20 protein-coding genes are annotated in these 17716 nt (G+C 61.8%); 11 read left to right on the forward strand and 9 right to left on the reverse strand.

Going from position 1 to position 17716, the window contains the following annotated elements; all coding sequences use genetic code 11:
* Positions 1 to 4 precede the first annotated feature (4 nt).
* Genes AC1DD5_RS06820 through AC1DD5_RS06835 form a run of 4 tightly spaced genes read left to right on the forward strand, consistent with a single transcriptional unit; the run spans position 5 to position 3782 of the window.
* Positions 5 to 688, forward strand: coding sequence for a GntR family transcriptional regulator (locus AC1DD5_RS06820; protein WP_477520968.1), 684 nt, complete (start codon positions 5 to 7; stop codon positions 686 to 688).
* A complete protein-coding gene (locus tag AC1DD5_RS06825) occupies positions 685 to 1569 on the forward strand; it encodes an aspartate/glutamate racemase family protein (RefSeq protein WP_477520969.1) in 885 nt (294 codons plus the stop codon). Before AC1DD5_RS06820 ends, AC1DD5_RS06825 begins: the two co-directional genes overlap by 4 nt.
* Before the next feature lie 27 nt (positions 1570 to 1596).
* On the forward strand, positions 1597 to 3036 hold the full coding sequence (locus AC1DD5_RS06830) for an amidohydrolase family protein (protein WP_477514096.1): 1440 nt from the start codon (positions 1597 to 1599) through the stop codon (positions 3034 to 3036).
* An 8-nt stretch (positions 3037 to 3044) separates the two neighbouring features.
* Complete coding sequence (locus AC1DD5_RS06835; RefSeq protein ID WP_477514097.1) at positions 3045 to 3782, forward strand: maleate cis-trans isomerase family protein; 738 nt, start codon at positions 3045 to 3047, stop codon at positions 3780 to 3782.
* Here AC1DD5_RS06835 and AC1DD5_RS06840 read toward each other — a convergent pair.
* From AC1DD5_RS06840 to AC1DD5_RS06860, 5 genes are all read right to left on the reverse strand, one after another.
* The gene (locus AC1DD5_RS06840; protein ID WP_442017295.1) at positions 3779 to 4135 is read right to left on the reverse strand and encodes a hypothetical protein; all 357 of its coding nucleotides are present in this window, start codon (positions 4133 to 4135) and stop codon (positions 3779 to 3781) included. The genes AC1DD5_RS06835 and AC1DD5_RS06840 overlap by 4 nt on opposite strands.
* Positions 4136 to 4252: 117 nt before the next feature.
* A complete protein-coding gene (locus tag AC1DD5_RS06845; RefSeq protein WP_477514098.1) occupies positions 4253 to 4507 on the reverse strand; it encodes a hypothetical protein in 255 nt (84 codons plus the stop codon).
* A 126-nt stretch (positions 4508 to 4633) separates the two neighbouring features.
* A complete protein-coding gene (locus AC1DD5_RS06850; protein ID WP_442004822.1) occupies positions 4634 to 6007 on the reverse strand; it encodes an NAD(P)(+) transhydrogenase (Re/Si-specific) subunit beta in 1374 nt (457 codons plus the stop codon).
* On the reverse strand, positions 6004 to 6339 hold the full coding sequence (locus tag AC1DD5_RS06855; protein ID WP_477514099.1) for an NAD(P) transhydrogenase subunit alpha part 2: 336 nt from the start codon (positions 6337 to 6339) through the stop codon (positions 6004 to 6006). The genes AC1DD5_RS06850 and AC1DD5_RS06855 overlap by 4 nt, the downstream gene beginning before the upstream one ends.
* On the reverse strand, positions 6339 to 7547 hold the full coding sequence (locus AC1DD5_RS06860; RefSeq protein WP_477514100.1) for a Re/Si-specific NAD(P)(+) transhydrogenase subunit alpha: 1209 nt from the start codon (positions 7545 to 7547) through the stop codon (positions 6339 to 6341). The genes AC1DD5_RS06855 and AC1DD5_RS06860 overlap by 1 nt, the downstream gene beginning before the upstream one ends.
* A 184-nt stretch (positions 7548 to 7731) precedes the next feature.
* On the opposite strand from AC1DD5_RS06860, the gene AC1DD5_RS06865 reads away from it, so the two are divergent.
* From AC1DD5_RS06865 to AC1DD5_RS06875, 3 genes are all read left to right on the forward strand, one after another.
* Entirely contained in the window at positions 7732 to 8343 is a 612-nt protein-coding gene (locus tag AC1DD5_RS06865) for an NADPH-dependent FMN reductase (protein WP_442004825.1), read from the forward strand.
* A gap of 116 nt (positions 8344 to 8459) precedes the next feature.
* Complete coding sequence (locus AC1DD5_RS06870) at positions 8460 to 8732, forward strand: hypothetical protein (protein ID WP_477514101.1); 273 nt, start codon at positions 8460 to 8462, stop codon at positions 8730 to 8732.
* Between the two features lie 293 nt (positions 8733 to 9025).
* Positions 9026 to 9490 carry an SRPBCC domain-containing protein gene (locus tag AC1DD5_RS06875; protein WP_477520970.1) on the forward strand — a complete coding sequence of 155 codons (465 nt, stop codon included), beginning with the start codon at positions 9026 to 9028 and terminating at the stop codon, positions 9488 to 9490.
* Between the two features lie 59 nt (positions 9491 to 9549).
* Here the strand turns inward: AC1DD5_RS06875 and AC1DD5_RS06880 are convergent, their stop codons facing one another.
* Complete coding sequence (locus AC1DD5_RS06880; protein ID WP_216927343.1) at positions 9550 to 9762, reverse strand: DUF4177 domain-containing protein; 213 nt, start codon at positions 9760 to 9762, stop codon at positions 9550 to 9552.
* A 74-nt stretch (positions 9763 to 9836) separates the two neighbouring features.
* On the reverse strand, positions 9837 to 10544 hold the full coding sequence (locus AC1DD5_RS06885; RefSeq protein WP_477520971.1) for an HAD family hydrolase: 708 nt from the start codon (positions 10542 to 10544) through the stop codon (positions 9837 to 9839).
* Between the two features lie 102 nt (positions 10545 to 10646).
* On the opposite strand from AC1DD5_RS06885, the gene AC1DD5_RS06890 reads away from it, so the two are divergent.
* Positions 10647 to 11288, forward strand: coding sequence for an NADPH-dependent F420 reductase (locus AC1DD5_RS06890; RefSeq protein WP_477520972.1), 642 nt, complete (start codon positions 10647 to 10649; stop codon positions 11286 to 11288).
* A 244-nt stretch (positions 11289 to 11532) separates the two neighbouring features.
* The gene (locus AC1DD5_RS06895) at positions 11533 to 12315 is read left to right on the forward strand and encodes a VOC family protein (RefSeq protein ID WP_477520973.1); all 783 of its coding nucleotides are present in this window, start codon (positions 11533 to 11535) and stop codon (positions 12313 to 12315) included.
* Between the two features lie 50 nt (positions 12316 to 12365).
* Here the strand turns inward: AC1DD5_RS06895 and AC1DD5_RS06900 are convergent, their stop codons facing one another.
* Positions 12366 to 13250, reverse strand: a complete 885-nt coding sequence (locus AC1DD5_RS06900) for a PaaX family transcriptional regulator (protein WP_477517436.1) — start codon at positions 13248 to 13250, stop codon at positions 12366 to 12368.
* Positions 13251 to 13426: 176 nt separating this feature from the next.
* On the opposite strand from AC1DD5_RS06900, the gene AC1DD5_RS06905 reads away from it, so the two are divergent.
* The gene (locus AC1DD5_RS06905; protein WP_477520974.1) at positions 13427 to 15538 is read left to right on the forward strand and encodes a glycosyl hydrolase; all 2112 of its coding nucleotides are present in this window, start codon (positions 13427 to 13429) and stop codon (positions 15536 to 15538) included.
* Here AC1DD5_RS06905 and AC1DD5_RS06910 read toward each other — a convergent pair.
* Positions 15535 to 16749: an ROK family transcriptional regulator gene (locus AC1DD5_RS06910; RefSeq protein ID WP_477517438.1), complete on the reverse strand. Its 1215-nt coding sequence runs from the start codon at positions 16747 to 16749 to the stop codon at positions 15535 to 15537. The genes AC1DD5_RS06905 and AC1DD5_RS06910 overlap by 4 nt on opposite strands.
* A gap of 59 nt (positions 16750 to 16808) precedes the next feature.
* On the opposite strand from AC1DD5_RS06910, the gene AC1DD5_RS06915 reads away from it, so the two are divergent.
* Positions 16809 to 17687, forward strand: a complete 879-nt coding sequence (locus AC1DD5_RS06915) for a LacI family DNA-binding transcriptional regulator (protein ID WP_477520975.1) — start codon at positions 16809 to 16811, stop codon at positions 17685 to 17687.
* The last annotated feature ends 29 nt before the right edge of the window (positions 17688 to 17716 follow it).

Raw genomic sequence — 17716 nt, forward strand, 5'->3', positions numbered from 1 at the left:
GGAAATGCTAGCCGCAGAAGACACGAACATCGCTGACCGCCCCCTCCGGGAGTCAGTGCGTGACACGCTCCGTTCCAGGATTTTTGAGGGGCACTATGCGCCCGGCACCAGACTGGTGGAGCGCGACCTCGCCGCCGAATTCAACGTCTCCCGACTGCCCATCCGCGAAGCACTGCGCATGCTGCGGCAGGAAGGACTTATCCGGGACCGCGCCGGCCGTGGTTCCGAAGTCAGCGGCCTGAGCCCCAAGGATGTGGAGGACCTCTTCGACGTCCGTCAATCCTTGGAAGTCCTCGCCTGCCGGCTGGCCGCCAAGCGGGCCACCACCCAGAATCTTGAACACCTCGCCGGCCTGCTGGATGAGGCCGATCGCTGCCTGGCCAAGGGCTCCATCCTGGAAGCCCACCGCGCCAACAGCGATTTCCACGATGCCATCACGGCAATCGCAAACAACGATTTTCTCCGCTCCGCGCTGGAACCACTCCAGGGTCGCATGCACTGGCTGTTCCGCCACGTCAGCGATCTCCCGGAACTCATCCAGGAACACCGTGACCTCTACGCTGCCATCGCCAGTGGTGACCCTGACCGGGCCGCTCTCCAATCGGCGTCGCACATCGGCAAATACCGCGAACAGTTCCCCGAGGATTCCAGCCACACTGAGCCCAAACTGCAACGGAAAAAACCATGAGACTCCTGGTCATCAACCCCAACATCAGTGACGACGTCACCGCCCTGATCCAGGCCGAGGCCTTGCGCTCAGCCGGGCCGGACACCGAATTGATCGTTCGGACTGCCGGGCACGGCGTCGAATACATCGAAACCCGCTTCGAGTCGCTCATCGCGGCCGGCGCAGTGGCTGAGCTGATCGCCGAATACACGCACGACGGCGGCGCCAGCCTTGGGCGGGAACGCGACAGCCTTGGGCGGGAAGGCGGCCTTGCCGCTGTGGACGGCATCGTTGTGGCTGCTTTCGGCGATCCGGGAATGCCCGCACTGAAGGAACTGGTGGACGTACCGGTCATTGGCATCACCGAGGCGGCATTGTGCGCGGCGGCCTTGCAGGGCCACCGTTTCTCGATCATTGCCATCTCGGACCGGATCCAGGCCTGGTACCTGGACTGCGTGGAACGCTTCGGTTTTGCCGGCCGTCTCGCTTCCATCCGCTCCATCAACCAAAGCCTGAACTCCATAGGGTCGGTGCAGGCAGACTTCAAGGAAACCCTGCTGGCACTCAGCCGGCAGGCCGTCGCTGAGGACGGCGCCGACGTCGTGATCCTTGCCGGTGCGCCGCTAGCCGGGCTTGCCCGGGAGCTCGAAGGTCAGATCCCCGTGCCCGTGGTGGACGGCATTTCCGCCGGGATCCGCATGACGGAGGCCGTGGTCGCGTTGAAGTCCGGCGTTCACCGAGGCGGCTCGTTCGCAGCGCCACCGGTCAAACGGCGGCAGGGTCTTTCGGAAAACCTCGACGCTGCCCTGACCGGTGCTCAGTCCGCGGCCCAGTCAGCAGCCCACTCCGCGCACCTCTCCTCCGCGCCGGTTCCGGCATCGCCCGCCCTCCCGTCCCGCTAAAAACTTCCAAGAACAAGGAGGACAACGATGTCCCACTTCCCCGATCTCGTCATCGCCAACGGCACCGTCGTCAACAGTTTCGGCAGGCAAGCCGCCCACGTCGTAGTCGACGGCGGACGCATCGTCCAGCTCGTTGACGCTGCCGAACCCATTCCCGCGGCCGCACGAACCATTGAAGCCCACGGCCAGTTGGTCATCCCCGGCGGCATCGACGGCCACTGCCATGTTGCCCAAGTGACGGGCCGATTCCGCACTTTGGATGACTACGGGACCACGTCCACGGCAGCACTCTGGGGCGGCACCACCACCATCATCGATTTCGGCATCCCCCGCGATGCACAGGAGACTCCGCTCGAAGCGGTCCTGAACAAGAAGCGCCTCGCCACAGAATCCCGCTGCGATGTTGCCCTGCACGGCGCTGTTGTCACGTGGGATGAGACGGTTCCGTGGCAGCTCGAGCAGCTTGCAGCCGAGGGCGTCAGGTCCGTGAAGATGTACACCACCAATCGCGGCTCAACCATGGCCGATGGTGACACCATCCTGAAGGTCATGCGAGAGATGGTGCGCCTGGATGGCCTCACGTACATCCATGCAGAGCACGATCCCATCATCACCGACTGCACTGAGCAGCACGCCTCGGACGGTCGCATCGGCATCGAGCACCTGCACCGCACGCGGCCCGAGCTTGCCGAAGAGATCTCGGTCAAGGAAACCCTGGCCATGGCTCAGTACACCGGAGCGCCCGTCTATTTTGTCCACCAGTCGACTCCGGGCTCCGTGGACCTCGTGGCCGAAGCCCGCGAGAGCGGCCAGGAGGCTTACTCCGAGACGTGCCCGCACTATCTGACTTTGGACGACACCGTTTATGGTTCCGCGTTCCCGGAATGGTACGCGTGCTGCCCGCCGATGCGCAGTGCCGAAACGGTGGCCGCTTTGAAGGCTCGGCTTGCTGCCGGTGCCATCCACGCCGTTTCCTCGGACCATTCCTGCTACGACCTCTCCCAAAAACGCGAGCGCACGGACGATGTCCGCTACATGCCGCACGGCCTCCCCGGCGTGGAAACCCGCATGCCCGTGACGTTCACGGCACTGGTTACGGAGTCGGGCGGCTCTGTGGAGGACTTCGTTGAGGTTTTCTCCGCAGGCCCCGCCAGGATCAATGCAGTCCCGCGAAAGGGCGCGATCATGGAAGGCTTCGATGCCGACATCGTGATCTTCGATCCCGCCGCACAGCAAACGGTCGACGGCGGTGCGTTGCACATGGGGACTGATTTCTCGCCTTTTGAGGGGAAGACGCTCAGCGGCTGGCCCGCAGTGGTGATCTCCGCGGGACGGGTGGTCCTTGATGAAGCAGGCTTCCACGATCCCGGGCCGGTGGGTCGCTTCGTGCCCCGCAACGGCTTCACGGAACACCGCGACGCCCTCTCCGTTCCCGTCATTCCTTCTGCCGAATCCCTTAGCGCTTAGGAGCAACCATGCCTTCAAACAACCACCCCATCCGCATCGGCATGATCGTGCCGTCCTCCAACACCTGCCTCGAGCCGCAGACCTACCGGATTCTTGGCGACCGCCAGGATGTAACCATCCATTCAACCCGCATCCCCGTCACCAGGATTGCCTTGGACGACTCCTCGGACAAGCAATTCGATTCCTCCGTGATGCGCGCCGCCGCCGAGTTGCTGGCCACAGCGAACGTGGACGTTATTGCATGGAACGGCACGTCCGGATCCTGGCTCGGCGCTTCCCACGACCACGCCTTGGTCCGTGAGATCACCGACGCCACAGGCATACCGGCCACCACGTCCACGCTCGCCTACTTGGAGGCCTTCTCGTCCTTTGGCACCGAGCGAATTGGTCTGTTCACGCCTTACACCGCAGACGTGAATGAGGCCGTGATCGCGTCCTATATCAAAGAAGGCATCAAGACGATCGATCACCGGCACCTTGATCTCACCGATAACGAATCCTTTGGCCGCGTTACTGATGAGGAAATGCTGCCGGGTTCATTGGAGCTGGCTGCAGCTCATCCCGATGCCTTGGTCTATTTGTGCACCAACCTCTATGGAGCCAACATCACAGCAGACGTAGAAGCCCGAACAGGCGTCCCGGTACTCGATTCCGTGGCAGTGACACTCTGGCATGCCCTCAAGCTTGCCGGAGCTCCGTTGCTGGACCCGAAATGGGGGCGGTTGCTGGCTGACGCCGTACACTAATCCTCGTTATCCTCATCGATGCGTTCGAGCAGCTTGCCGAGCGCATCCCGGATATCGTCATAGTCGTTCTGCGCCGCACGGCTCTCGGCAGAGATGACCGCACATCTGTGGATCTTCTTGAAGTCGCCGAAGGGGAATTTGTAGTGGCCCTTTTGGTCATCCGGGTGATCGTCGTCCACACCGAGATACCACTTGGAATACTCCGCCTGGCCGTGCTTCTCCAGGAACTTATTCTCGTCCTGGGTGGACGGGGCATGCTCGCTCCAGTCATCCCGGACGTCCTTGACGATCTTCCCGTCGCTGATCAGGTGCTTCGCGTTATCGAATGCTTTCTTGTTGAGTTTGACGGTCATGGCGCAACCTCGCTTAGATGTGGCGGTTCGGCATGGGTTGGGTAACTCGTACGGTTCAGCTTAGGACGACGGCGGATGGCCGGGAAGGGTGCGATACCGGGCACCCCGGCTTTGTGCTCAGGTGATGAGCCGTACCCGAAGCCCTGTTCCGGCTTCCTTCATGACAAGCCGACGGTTTGTTGCTCCCTCTTGTTTGAGCCAGAAAACGTCGCCGTCAGCGGTCACCGCTTCCACGAGGCCTTGGTCCACGATCTTGTTGCCGCGCCAGATTTGAACGTCCAGGCCAACGAGTGGCCTCCAATCTGTCACCCTCTTGCTTTGTGGTTTGTCGAAGCGGGAATCCGGCGTCGAATCGTTCATATCGTCTTGCAATCGATGACTCCTAGCCATGCATCTTTCCGCAGTCGCCTTTCTGGGCAGACTTCTGTTTAAAAGATGTGGCTTCAGCAGTCGGAACGTGACGCGAAATTTGGGCCCGAAATTAGAGGGCCGATCCTCCTAGAGCGCCTTTACTGCGCCCAACACCTTGGTCAATGAATCCTTTGCGTCGCCGAACAGCAACGTGGTCTGTGGCTCGTACAAAAGTTCGTTTTCGATGCCGGCGAATCCTGGACGCATGGACCGTTTGAGGAATACCACCTGCCGGGCGTCAGCTACTTCCAGGATGGGCATTCCGTAAATCGGCGAGCCGGAGGTGGTCTTGGCTGCAGGGTTCACTACGTCGTTGGCACCCACCACCAAAGCAACATCGGCCGTCTTGAACTCCGGGTTGATATCGCTCATTTCCTTCAGCGACTCGTACGGCACGTTTGCCTCGGCCAGGAGGACGTTCATGTGCCCGGGCATGCGTCCGGCCACAGGATGGATGGCGAAGTCCACCTCGGTCCCGCGCGCCTCCAAAGCCAAGGCCAACTCAGCGGCCGTGTGCTGGCCTTGCGCCACGGCCAAGCCGTACCCGGGAACGATAATCACCCGCTGGGCGTACCCGAGCAGCACTGCAACATCCTCCGGGCTGGAGGATCTGACCGGGCGCTCACTAACCGCAGTGGACCCAGCCGTGGAGCCACCCTTGAAGGCACCGAACATGATGCCCGCAACGCTGCGGCCCATTGCGGCGGCCATGGCCCGAGTGAGGATGGTGCCGGACGCCCCAACCAGGGTGCCGGCCACCACCAGGAGTACGTTGCCCAGCACCAATCCGGATGCGGCCACGGCCAATCCGGTGAAGGCGTTGAGCAGCGAGATGACGATGGGCACGTCGGCACCACCCACCGGGAGGACCAGCAGGATGCCGGTCACAAGACCAAGCATCAGCAGCGCAAGCGCGAGCAGCAGCGAACCGTTCAGTATCACCACAACCCCTGCGCCCACTGCCGCCAGCAACACTACGGCCATCAACACAGGCAGGCCCGGGAACGTTACTGGCCGGGTGGTCATCAGCCCTTGGAGTTTGGCAAACGTAACTCCAGAACCGGCGAAGGAAACGGCCCCGACGAGCAGCGTGAAAACAATGGCCAGGCGGACCCACGCATCACCCGTGTGCGAGAGCTCCAGCAAGGCCACGAGCGCGGCTGCGCCGCCACCCACACCATTGAACAGGGCCACGAGTTGGGGCATCTGCGTCATCTGAACGCGCCGTGCCACGGGTGCGGCCACCACCGATCCCAGAGCTATTGCCCCAACGATCCACGGAACGTTGTCCAGCTTCACCGAGACGAACACTGTGACGACAGCCAACAAGGCTCCGAACGCCCCAATGAGGTTTCCACGCCGTGCCGTCCGCGGTGAGTTCAGACCTTTAAGCGCCAGGATGAAACAGGCTGCGGCTGCGAGATAGAGGAGAGCTGTCCAGGTGGGATCCAGAAGAGTCACCGGCCGAGCTCCTTACCCGCATGATCCTCGGATGAAACAACTGGCGACGGCGGCCGTTGCCTCCCGCGGAACATCTCCAGCATGCGGTCGGTCACCACGAAGCCGCCCACAAGGTTGGCAGTGGCAAGGACAACAGCCAGCAGGGCAACCGCCAAAACCCACGGATCAGAGGCCTCGCCAGCGACGATGATCGCACCCACGAGGATGATCCCGTGGATCGCATTTGCCCCGGACATGAGCGGTGTGTGCAGGGTGCTGGAAACTTTGGAGACGACCTCGAAGCCCACGAAAACTGCCAGTACGGTGATCGTCAGCAGACTCATGCCATCCATCAATGCACTCCTTCACTGCCAGGGTTGGCCGCGGTGTGGGCACTGCCAAAGGGGCCGGTCTCACCCGCGAGCGCCGTGAGTGCCTCAGCCGTTGGCGCGTGCCGCACCTCGCCGTCGTGGGTGAGGCAGGTTCCCGCCACAACCTCGTCTTCAAAGTCCGGGGCGACAACTCCGTCCCGGGTCATCAATGCGATCAGGTTGGCCACGTTCTTGGCGAACAAGCGTGAGGCATCGCCGGGCATCGCGGACGCTGGGTCCTTGAGCCCCACCAAGGTCACTTCGCCTTGCCCATCAGCGGTGGGGATGTGGATGTCCTGCCCGGGGATGCTGCCTTCCACGTTTCCGCCTGACTCTGCCGCCAGATCTACTACGACCGATCCTGGGCGCATCCCCTGGACCATTTCGCGGCTCACCAGAAGTGGTGCCCGGCGTCCGGGGACGGCAGCAGTGGTGATGAGGACATCTGCCTGCGCTACGTGCGGGGTCAGGAGCGCACGCTGCAAGGCACCCCTGTCTGCGCTGAGCTCGCGCGCATATCCGCCTGAAGCTTCGGCTGTTTCAAGGTCCAGCTTGATGAAAGTCCCACCCATGGAAGCCACTTCGTCTGCCGAGGCCGGCCTGATGTCATTGGCTGAAACACGCGCGCCAAGCCTTTTGGCAGTGCCGATCGCCTGGAGTCCGGCCACGCCTGCCCCCAGCACCAGGACTCGCGCCGGCGGAATAGTTCCGGCCGCGGTCATGTACAGGGGGAAGAAGCGCGGCAGTCGCGTCGCGGCCTCAAGGACACAGCGGTAGCCAGCCACCAGGGCCTGTGAGGTCAGGGCGTCCATGGATTGGGCCCGCGAGATCCGGGGAACCAGTTCCAGCGCAAAGGAGGTGATGCCACCTGCGGCGAGCGCGCGGACGGTTGGCAACTCCGACGACGGCGACCCCAAACCGACGGTGACTGAACCCGGGCGGAGAGCTCCCGCCGTCGACGGTTCCATGGGACGCACGTGGCAGTAAACGTCTACGGATCCGAGATCCAAGGACTGCACAACAGAAGCGCCGGCCTGCCGGTAATCATCGTCGCTGTGTCCGGAGGCAAGCCCCGCTCCGGACTCGATCTCAACATCAAGGCCCAACCCGGTCAATTGCTTGACCGTTTCGGGCGTGGCTGCCACTCTGCGCTCGCCGTCGAGTGCCTCGCGCGCTATGCCTGCTTTCACCCGCCACCCCTCTTCGGGAACTCTCCGGAACCAGTTGGCATGAGTCTATGGCCGCAAGGGTCCGGACGGGAGTAGGGGGTGCGCTATGTGGACAAGTCCATTAGGGTCGGTGGAAGCTGGGGCAACCAGCGTCCACACCGTCGACGAGCCGGTTCCGGCCGTGCCGTCGGGAAGGAACGCCGCTATGGACACATTCAAAATCGGCTATTTCGTCGGAAGCCTCTCTAGTACCTCGATCAACCGGGTCCTCTCCAAGGCGCTCATCAGCGTGGCGCCTCCGGAACTGGAGTTCCATGAGATCGCCATCCGGGACCTCCCCTTGTACAGCTCCGACTATGACTCCGATTTCCCGCCCGCCGGCAGGGAATTGAAGGACGCGATCGCCGCATCGGACGGCATCCTGTTCGTCTCCCCCGAGTACAACCGTTCCATTCCAGGCGCATTGAAGAACGCCATCGACTGGGGATCACGACCGTGGGGAAGCAACTCCTTCGCACGGAAGCCGACCGGCATTATCGGCGCGTCGCCTGGTGGCATCGGAACCGCGGTGATGCAGTCCTCCATGCGCAGCGTCCTCAGCTTCCTCGACGCACCTCAGCTGAATGCGCCGGAGGCTTACATCCGCTTCGTCGCGGACGCGTACGACGACGACGGCTCGGTTAAGGACGAGGGCACGGCAGGGTTGCTGCGCCACTATATGGAGGAATACAGCGCGTTCGTCCAGCGTGTCCTGGCAGCCAACGCTCCGGGCCATATCGGCGATCCGGAACCGGATTCCGCCAAGCTAACGCGCTAGCCCCTCGGGTGGGGTCGCCCCTTGTCTAGGGGCGACACCCATCCCATTTTCTTTGTTAGTCAGTATGCTTACTACTATGAGGATTCGCGGACACGCCCTATCCCACAGGAGAAACGATGCTTCGTAGATTAGCCCTGACAACCCTGGCACTGACCCTCTTCACCGGGTCCATGTTGTCCATCGCGGCAGCAGCAAACGCAGCAAACCCGGCCGCCCTCCAAGGTCACGTAGCTGCCACCACCCCCACGCCGTCGGCCTCGCCCAGCAACCCGTCCGGCCCATCAACGGCGACACCCACAAACCCAGCTCCATCGTCCGGCGGGCAAACCACGTCCAACCCGGCAAGCAGCGGACCCGCGAACCCAGGGACCGGAGAGTCCCAACCCTAGGAACAAACCCGGACCGACGTCACGCCGTGGATCCTGGCAGCCGTTGCTGCGATCATCGTCATTGCGTTGATCATCTGGGCAGTTCGAGGACGCGGCCGGAATGAGGAAGTGCGGGACGAGGAACTCTAGACGACGCCAGGCGTGGCCGTCCGGCTGAGATCAAGTGCGGGAAGCAACTGCGGCCTGCCTCTGTTCCCACAGATACGTGATGAGAAAACAGAGAGTTGGCTGACATGACTGAGCTGCGTGATGGGCACCCTTCCGACCAAACGAGTGGGGAGCAGCCTTCGGACGTGAGGCACGAGACTTTCAGTATCACGCGCGACTTCGATGCGAACCGGGCGGACCTCTTCGCCGTGTTCGCGGATGATCGGTTGCGCCGGCAATGGTTTCGGATGCCAGGAACGGGGTCCGTCTATGATCACGACTTCCGCATTGGCGGCGGTGAGGAAGCGAGCAGCACTTTCGTCCTGCTAGACGGGCAGGCCGAGAAACTGCGCAATCGTTCGCGCTACCTCGACATCATTCCCGATCGCCGGATCGTTTTCGTCTATGAAGCGATCGTGGACGATGTAACCCGGTGGGCATCGCTTGTAACAGTGACCTTGGCGGATGCGGAAACAGGGAGGAGCAAGCTGACCTGGACAGAGCAGGTCACGTTCCTCGAGCGAACCGGAGACGGCAGCGCTGACTTACCTCACCTGCGCACGGGGACGACCCTTCGCCTCAACGGGATACCTGCAGCCCTCAAGACATAGTCTCGGCCCGTGCCCCAAACATCAGGGCAGTTACGGAAAAACCAACATGCCCGCGCCTTCTATCCGAGGCGTTCGAACACCATCGTTGCCTGAATGCGGTCCCCGCCACCGATCATCCCCTTGCTCCCGCTGCTCGCCGTGGTGATGGTGTGGAGCCGGTAGCCCTTCGCGGCCTGATCGTTGATGGCCTTCTCCAGAGAGGTCAGATTGCCCGAACCGGTTCCCCAGAGTTTCTCCTTAAGGATCACTTGCAGGACGACATACTGCTGCATGATGCGACTTCCTTCCGTTGCTGGTCAATTGGGGGCAATGCTACTCAACCCGGTGGCGCGGGCGGCCGCGCTTCTTAACCGCTGACTGTCCCCGCCGTTAGCCGGCCAATAGCGCTGCTTTCCAGATTCTCCAGCAGGTGCCGCGGATTGTCGTAGACCTCCGCGGCGCCTGCGTCACGCAGTTCTCCCTCGCTGATACCACCGCAGGTCAGGGCGATGGCGGGAACGCCAATTGCCGAAGCAGCCTTCACGTCCCAGACTGCGTCGCCAACAAAAACGACGTCTGCTGGATTAAGTTCCAGCTTCTTCAAGCACGCCACGAGGATATCCGGAGCCGGCTTGCTTTCGTCGGCGTCATTGGAGCTGGTCCACGCGTCAATGGACCCACCGGCGTCGAGGAGCCGCCTGCTGACGTCAAGGTCCCGCTCTTGCGCTGACGACGCCAGCCCGACCGCCAACCCCGAATCCGAGCAGGCCGCAAGGAGGTCCCGGGCGGAGTCGAAGGCGCGCAATGACGGCCAGAATGTCGAAAACACAGCACCGTGCGCGGATTTCAGTTCCTTTTGCATGTCTTCCGGACAGTCCGGAACCAGGTGCTGGACCAGCTTGTCGCCGCCCATCCCGACGCAGCGATGAATGTCGGAGATCTGGATGTCCAAGCCCTCGCGCCTGAACGCCTGCCACCAGGCGAACGCGTGGAAGTAGCTGGAGTCGATCAATGTCCCATCGACGTCAAAGAGGACACCGCGTTTCTTGGAGCTGGAGTTGGCTTGAGTAGACATTTAGTAAGTCTACTTATCACTACCACTCACGGAAACTCACTATTGACTTCGACATATTGCGAAACCGGAAATACGCGTCTGCAACATCTTGTTGGCGGGAGTATGACAACAATCGGAATCATCGGTGCAGGACACATTGGCAGCCAGGTTGCGCGTAAAGCGGTTGAACTCGGCTACGACGTCGTGATCAGCAATTCGCGGGGGCCGGAAACCCTGGCGGACCTGGTCACAGAACTCGGGCCGCGGGCCCGGGCCGCGACGGCGGCTGAGGCAGCAGCGGCAGGTGATTTCGCCGTCGTGACCGTTCCGCTGAAGAACTATCAGGACATCCCGGCGGAGCCGCTGGAAGGCAAGATCGTCATCGACACCAACAACTATTACTGGGAGCGCGACGGCCGTATGCCCGCGCTCGACAGCGGCGAGGCCACCACCTCGGGCCTGCTCCAGAAGCACCTGCCCACGTCCAAGGTAGCCAAGGGTTTCAACCACATCTTCGCCAAGGACATCACTACCGATGGCACCCCGACCGGCACGCCCAACCGCCGCGCATTGGCCACAGCCAGCGACTTCCGGGAGGCCGCCGAACTCGTGACCAAGCTGTACGACGAGTTCGGTTTCGACACCGTCAACATCGGGCCGCTCGAAGACAGCTGGCGGGTCGAGCGCGACCGCCCGGCCTACGTTATCCGTCAGAACGCGGACGAACTTCGCGACAACCTCGCCAAGGCGACGCGGACCGTCTGATAGACCGCACCATTTCATAACAAAACACGCACGACGGCGGCAGGCGGCTTACGCCTGCCGCCTCCTTTGTGCTGGGGTGCTGTGGGACTGCCACTCCACGAGGGGCGGCCTCGATTTGGGCCGAATCGCATCACGAATTGGACGCGGGACGCACAAAGGGAGTGGCTGCCTCCCAGGAAGCCCGGCGCATAGGGCATTCCGGGAGGCAGCCGCGCCAATTAAGCCCAGAACCCGAGGAGTTGCTATGTCTACCCAAACTGAGAAATGGCCTGCAGGAACACCCGCGTGGGTGGATCTGGGGGTCGATGATCTCCCTGCCGCCAAGTCCTTCTACACAGAGTTGTTTGGATGGGATTACCTCTCCGGCGACGAAGAGGCCGGGGGCTACCTACTGGCCCAACTGGACGGACAAGCTGTTGCGGGACTCGGCCCCAAACAGGATTCCACCATGCCAACCGTCTGGACGACGTATCTGGCCTCGGACAATGTTGACACCACGTCCAAAGAGGTTGCCGCCGCTGGTGGCCAACTCATTGCTCCTCCCTTCGATGTGATGGATTCGGGGCGCATGGCAATTGCCGCGGACAGCGTTGGCGCAGTCTTTGGCATCTGGCAGGCGGGAAGCCACATCGGGGCAGAGCGCGTCAACGAGCACGGCGCATTGTGCTGGAACGAACTCCACACCCGCGACTACGCGCTGGCCCGGTCCTTCTATGCCGATGTTTTTGGCTTCAGCTACCAGGACATCGACCAGGACGGATTCATATACGCAACCGCCAAGCGGGCTTCTGATGGCCGCGAAGTGGGCGGCATTCAGCACGACACCGAAATGGCCGAGGGCGCGCCGAATCACTGGCTGGCCTGGTTTGCCAGCGATCATGTGGATCGAACCGCCGCAACAGCTGTGGAACTCGGCTCTTCGGCCTTGGTCCCAGTCATGGACAGCCCCATGGGACGGATGGCAATCCTGCAGGCGCCGCAGGGAGAAATCTTCGGCATCATCGACGCGCCCCGGACCAAGGACTAAGCCCGGACCGCAGGCTACACCCGCACCAACGGCTAAACCCGCACCAACGGCTACGTCAGGACAGGGTCCAAGGCTTCGCTGATGACCTCGTGGGCGTGTGCCGCGGCGAGCGGCGCGGCGAGGCGGTGCACTGCCTGGAAGGTTCGGCGGACTTCCGGCCCATGCCACTCTGGCGGAAGGTAGTCCGTCGGAAGATTGGGGTCCCGGTAAGGGAACTTGCGCCACAGGGTGAGCATCGGAATGTAGTAGCGGAAAGCGTCGCGCCGCACTTCGGCCGTGGAATCAGCCAAGGCCGCCTCAGGGTCGGTTCCCACAAGGTCAATCCACTGCTGCTCGGCGCCCCGGTAGATCTCAAGGAACTCCGTGAACTGTTCATCGAGTTCCTTGAGATCCCACCATTCGGAGATCTTGGGCCGCATGGGGCCATCGAAAACATAGTCGCTGCGGAAGAGGTCCACGAATTCGATCAGCCCGCTGGCAGTGAGGCGTTCGCGAGCCTGCTCCAGCTTGTGTGCCGGAGCGATCCATACACCGGAAGCCACGGACCCAAATCCCAGGCTGGACAAGGCGGACCTCAGCTGGTGCCGGCGGTTCCGCATCGACTCGGGCACGGAGAACACGGCGAGCACCCACGTATCCACGGGAGCTGGCTGTTCGGGGGCGAAGATCCGCCGATCACCTTCACGGAAGACGTCGCTCACCGATTCGGCAATCTTGTACTTGGCAATGCCGCTTTCGCGGACGCTCTTCAGGACACCCTTTGCCTTAAGCCTGGAAACGGACGACCTCACACCTGGCGCGTCATAGCCGAGCGTACCGAGCATCGAAACCAGTGCGGAGACCGGCAGCGCATCACCGGCATTCCTGCCATAAAGACCGAAGATGGTGACCAGGAGTTGCTGATGGCGCACCGGGGGTGCCGGGACGGCGAACATTGAAGGACCCTCATTTCCGCGCCAGGTAAGGCGCCAGTCATGTTCATCATAGGTGCGGAACCATCAATGGCCAGGAAGGGCGGAGGCCATGGATAACCAAGGATAAGAAATGTCCTCCTTCACTCGTATTCAGAAATAACTTTACCAAGTTAAGTTAATCACCTAATGTGAGGGCGATGGCGATGCACAGCCGCATCCCCAAAGAAGACAGGACCACATTGAAACCTTCAAGTGAACTTCTTCGCCGCCTCCGTAAGTGCGGCGCGACCCTGCTCATAGCTGTCCTCGCAGCCTCAACCTCTACTGGCGCCATGGCCGTCACCCCGTCCACCGAAAGCAGTTCCGGCCCTCCGCAACGGCTTGCCCTCACAGATCCCGATGCAACTCCCCGTACCGCAGCGCTTTTTTCCTACCTGCATTCCCAACAAGGCAAAGGCATCCTGTTCGGGCACCAGCAGGACACAGAGTTCGGCGTGACGTTTCCCGCTGGGAGTGCCGACGGTTTTCAGTCTGATGTGAAGTCGGCTACAGGAGATCACCCTGCTGTCTTCGGCTGGGATTTCGGGCACGACGGCAACGGTTCAGCACCGGGCAGCCCAACGCCGGAGGAGAACCTCCAGCACACTCTGGAACTGGTCAAGGCGGCAGACAAAATCGGGGGTGTCCAGACCTTCTCGGCCCATATGGACAACTTCGTCACGGGCGGCGCCTTCAACGACACCGACGGCGGAGTGGTTCCGCGGATCATGCCGGGGGGCGATAAGAACCAGCAATTCACTGACTACCTGGACAGAATAGCCCGACTCGCAAAGGCGGCAGTTGCCGATGACGGAAGTGCAATCCCCATAGTGTTCCGTCCTTTCCACGAAAACGCCGGTTCCTGGTTTTGGTGGGGCGCCGCCCACGCCTCATCCGCCCAATACATCGAGCTGTTCCGCTACACCGTTGAGTACCTGAGGGACATCAAGGGTGTCCACAACTTCCTGTACGCATATTCACCAGGCGGTGGATTCAGCGGAACCAACGATGTCTTCATGCGCACGTATCCTGGCGATGACTTCGTGGACGTCCTCGGATACGACAACTACGACAGCTCCGGCGGCTCCCAGCAGTGGCTGGATGGACTCGTGGCGGACCTCGGCATGATCTCCCGCCTCGCTGATGAACGAGGGAAAGTGGCAGCACTGACAGAATTCGGTGTCAGCGGGGCCCTCAAAGCCAATGGGCAGAACCCGGATCCCAGCTGGTACAGCCACGTGCTCGCCGCCCTCAAAGCCGATCCTGCCGCCAGGAGGATGGCCTGGATGCTGACATGGACCAACTACGGTACTGATCAATTTTTCGTTCCGTACCCGGCTACGGGCCAGCTGGCGGAGCACGAAATGCTGACGGATTTCCGTGCCTTCGCAGCAGATGACTTCACAGTGTTCAGCAAGGACGCCTCTTGGAGTGACGTATGGCAGCGAAAGGTCAAGACGTTCAGCCACGCCCCTGCAATGCACGTGGTGTCACCTGTTGATGGGTCACGGATTACGGAGACGGAAACCACCGTCCGTGTCCGTGTCAGCGACGCAAAACCCAAGACTGTGTGGTTCACGTGGGGCGATGACCAAACCACACACCCACTGGCTTACGACGCGGAGTCAGGCTATTTCACCGGCACATTGACTGTGCCTGAAACTGCCTTGGTGAACCAGCGGACCAGCTTTGCCGTTACAGCGGAGCTGCCGGGGAAGGACCCGCTCACGGCACAGCAGCAAATCGTCCTCGGCGCAAAGCCTCCAGCGGCTCTCGGAGTGGTGGACGATTTTGAAGGGTATGCCGACGACCACGAACTTCGTGCCACATACAGCGCGGTGGGAGCCAACACCATCTCGCTTTCCACCAGCCCTGTTGGAAGTGGAGAACGTTCGTTGCGGTTCGACTACGACTTCAGATTGCAGAACTACACGGGAATCACCCGACGCATTGATGGTGACTGGTCAGGCTTCAACGCACTGTCCTTGTGGTTGCGGCCGGACGGGTCCCAGCAAAAGCTGGTTCTCCAGCTGGTCTGCGGCGGCGTCGCCTACGAGGCTTACCCATCCCTCAGCGGCACGGAAGGGCAAACCATCAGTATCCCCTTTGCGGATTTCCGGCCAGCACCTTGGGATACGGCAAATGCTGAGCGGCGTATCACCGCCGAAGACCTCAAGGACCTGTCCCAGTTCAATGTATTCATCAACCAAGTACCTGAAGGGCATTCCACCAACGGGACGATTTACCTGGACGAGCTGAAGGCTGGCTAAGCGGGCTGGGGAACAACGGGCTGGTTCAGGCTCTGCTGGAGCATGAGGGCGGCAGCGCCAACGGATGCAGCATCAGTGACCTGACTGGACAACCTGACTGTTACCCCATGCTTGGGCGAGGCAAAGGCTTCCTTGCGGAGCCGCTGCTCCACCACCGGCAGGTAGAGCGATCCTGCAGTCGTAAACGATGGGCCCGCGAACGTCACAGAATCCAAATCGAGGATATTCACCAACGCGAGTACTGCATCAGCCACGAAATCCGCGGACTCCCGGACAAGTTCCATGGACAAGGGGTCACCATGGACGGCTGCCGTTGCAATGGCTGCGAAGTCACTGAAGGGATCGTTGTCCTTGGTGAGTTTTGCCGTCGTCGTCCGTCCGCCTGAAACGGCGGCCCTGGCTCGTTCGGCAACAGCTCGTGGTCCCGCGACTTCCTCCAGCGTTAGCCCTGCTCTTCGGTCCCCTTGGAAACGTACGCTTCCAAGGGGACCGCTGTTTGAGCTGGCACCCCGGTAAAGTGCTCCCGATATCAGCAACCCGGCGCTGATACTGGCGCCCATGTAAAGCGTGCAGTGTGCGGTGGCGTTGGGTATGGTGCCGCTCCAAAAGTCGCCCATTGCCGCAGCAGTGGCAACATTGTCCAGCAAGGCAGGCAAGCCCGAGGCCTTCCCCAGCGCTTCGCGGACAGGGAATCCCTGCCACAACGGGAGGCTGGGAGAAACCAGTATCGAGCCGGAGTCAACGTCCAGGGCTCCCGGGGCCACCAAGCCGATGCCGGCCACGACGCTCCGGTCCACGTTCGCCAGACGGAGCAGGACGGTCACATGGTCAGCCACGTCTTCAACCACTTCCTCCGGAGTTCTGGACCGCGCACCCCTGACGCGCGTCCGCGCCAGGACAGAACCTGCCGCATCCGTTACAAGGACCACGATCCAGTCCGCACCGAGCTGAACCCCCACGCTGCAGCGGGCCCGTGGATTCAGCCCGAGAAGGACCCGGGGCTTGCCTTTGGCCCCGGTGTAGGTGCGCTCCCCGGTCTCCACCAAAAGCCCCTCCACCAGCAGGGACCGGACAAGATTGGAAATGGAAGCCTGCGTCAGGCCCGTTCGCTCAGCGAGTTCGACCCGGCTGACTGGACCCTCGGCCCTGACCCGGTCAAGGATCAGAGCCCTGCTGGTTGGCGTGATGGACGAGGAATGCAGGACGGTCATGGACGCTTCAGGGCTCGGCTCATGTGCTAAGTATTGCCGGTCAAAGCCATACTTAGCACATGGACAACGTCGCATCGGCAAGCCCCCGGCCACCACGATTCGGGGTTGCAGTGCAAAGCAAGAATGGCCCCCACGGCACGGATCCGTTCTTTGAGGAACTGTTGACCGGCATGGAAGAGGCCTTGGACCGGCACGGAGCGACGGCCTTCCTGCGCCAATTCAGTTCCTATCAGGAGGAGCTGAACGCCTATCCGCAATGGGCCCAAAGCGGTGACGTGGATGTGGTGGTAATTGTGGACTCCCAAGACGATGACTCCCGCGCGGAGCGGTGCTTGGAGCTCGGGTTGCCCGTGGTCATACTGGGCGGCCCACCGACCGCCGGCGCATCCTTGGTGGACGTGGATAACTCCGGAGCCATGGAGATGGCCGTGGACTTCCTCGCGGGTTTGGGCCACAAAGTGATCGGACGTGTTTCCGGACCGGGACACCTTCACCACACAAAGTCCAGGAGCACGGCCTTCAATCAGGCTGTTGCCCAACGTAACATCAAAGGTCTGTCTGCAGAGGGCGACTATTCGGCTGAATCGGGTCGGCAACGAACTCGGGAGATACTGTCGGCAGCCGAGCCTCCCAGTGCTGTGATCTACGAAAACAGCATGATGGCAGTAGCTGGATTGGGCGCAGTTCAAGACCTGGGCTTGAACGTACCTGAGGACGTTTCCTTGCTCGCCTGGGATGACGGGCCCAACTGTCGTCTCGCCTCTCCACCCCTTTCGGTCATCAGTCTGGACGTGTATGAACTGGGGCAGACGGTGGCGGACGTATTGATGAAAACACATGCCGGGGCGGTCCAGACCGTGGTGCACGTACCCACTGGCCGCATAGTGCGGCGCGGCAGTACGTCGGAATGGCCGGGTACGGGGCCTGCACCTTCATAGGGAGACCCCGCACCCGTACCGGGCGCCTA

Source organism: Paenarthrobacter sp. 10L420, assembly GCF_056395385.1.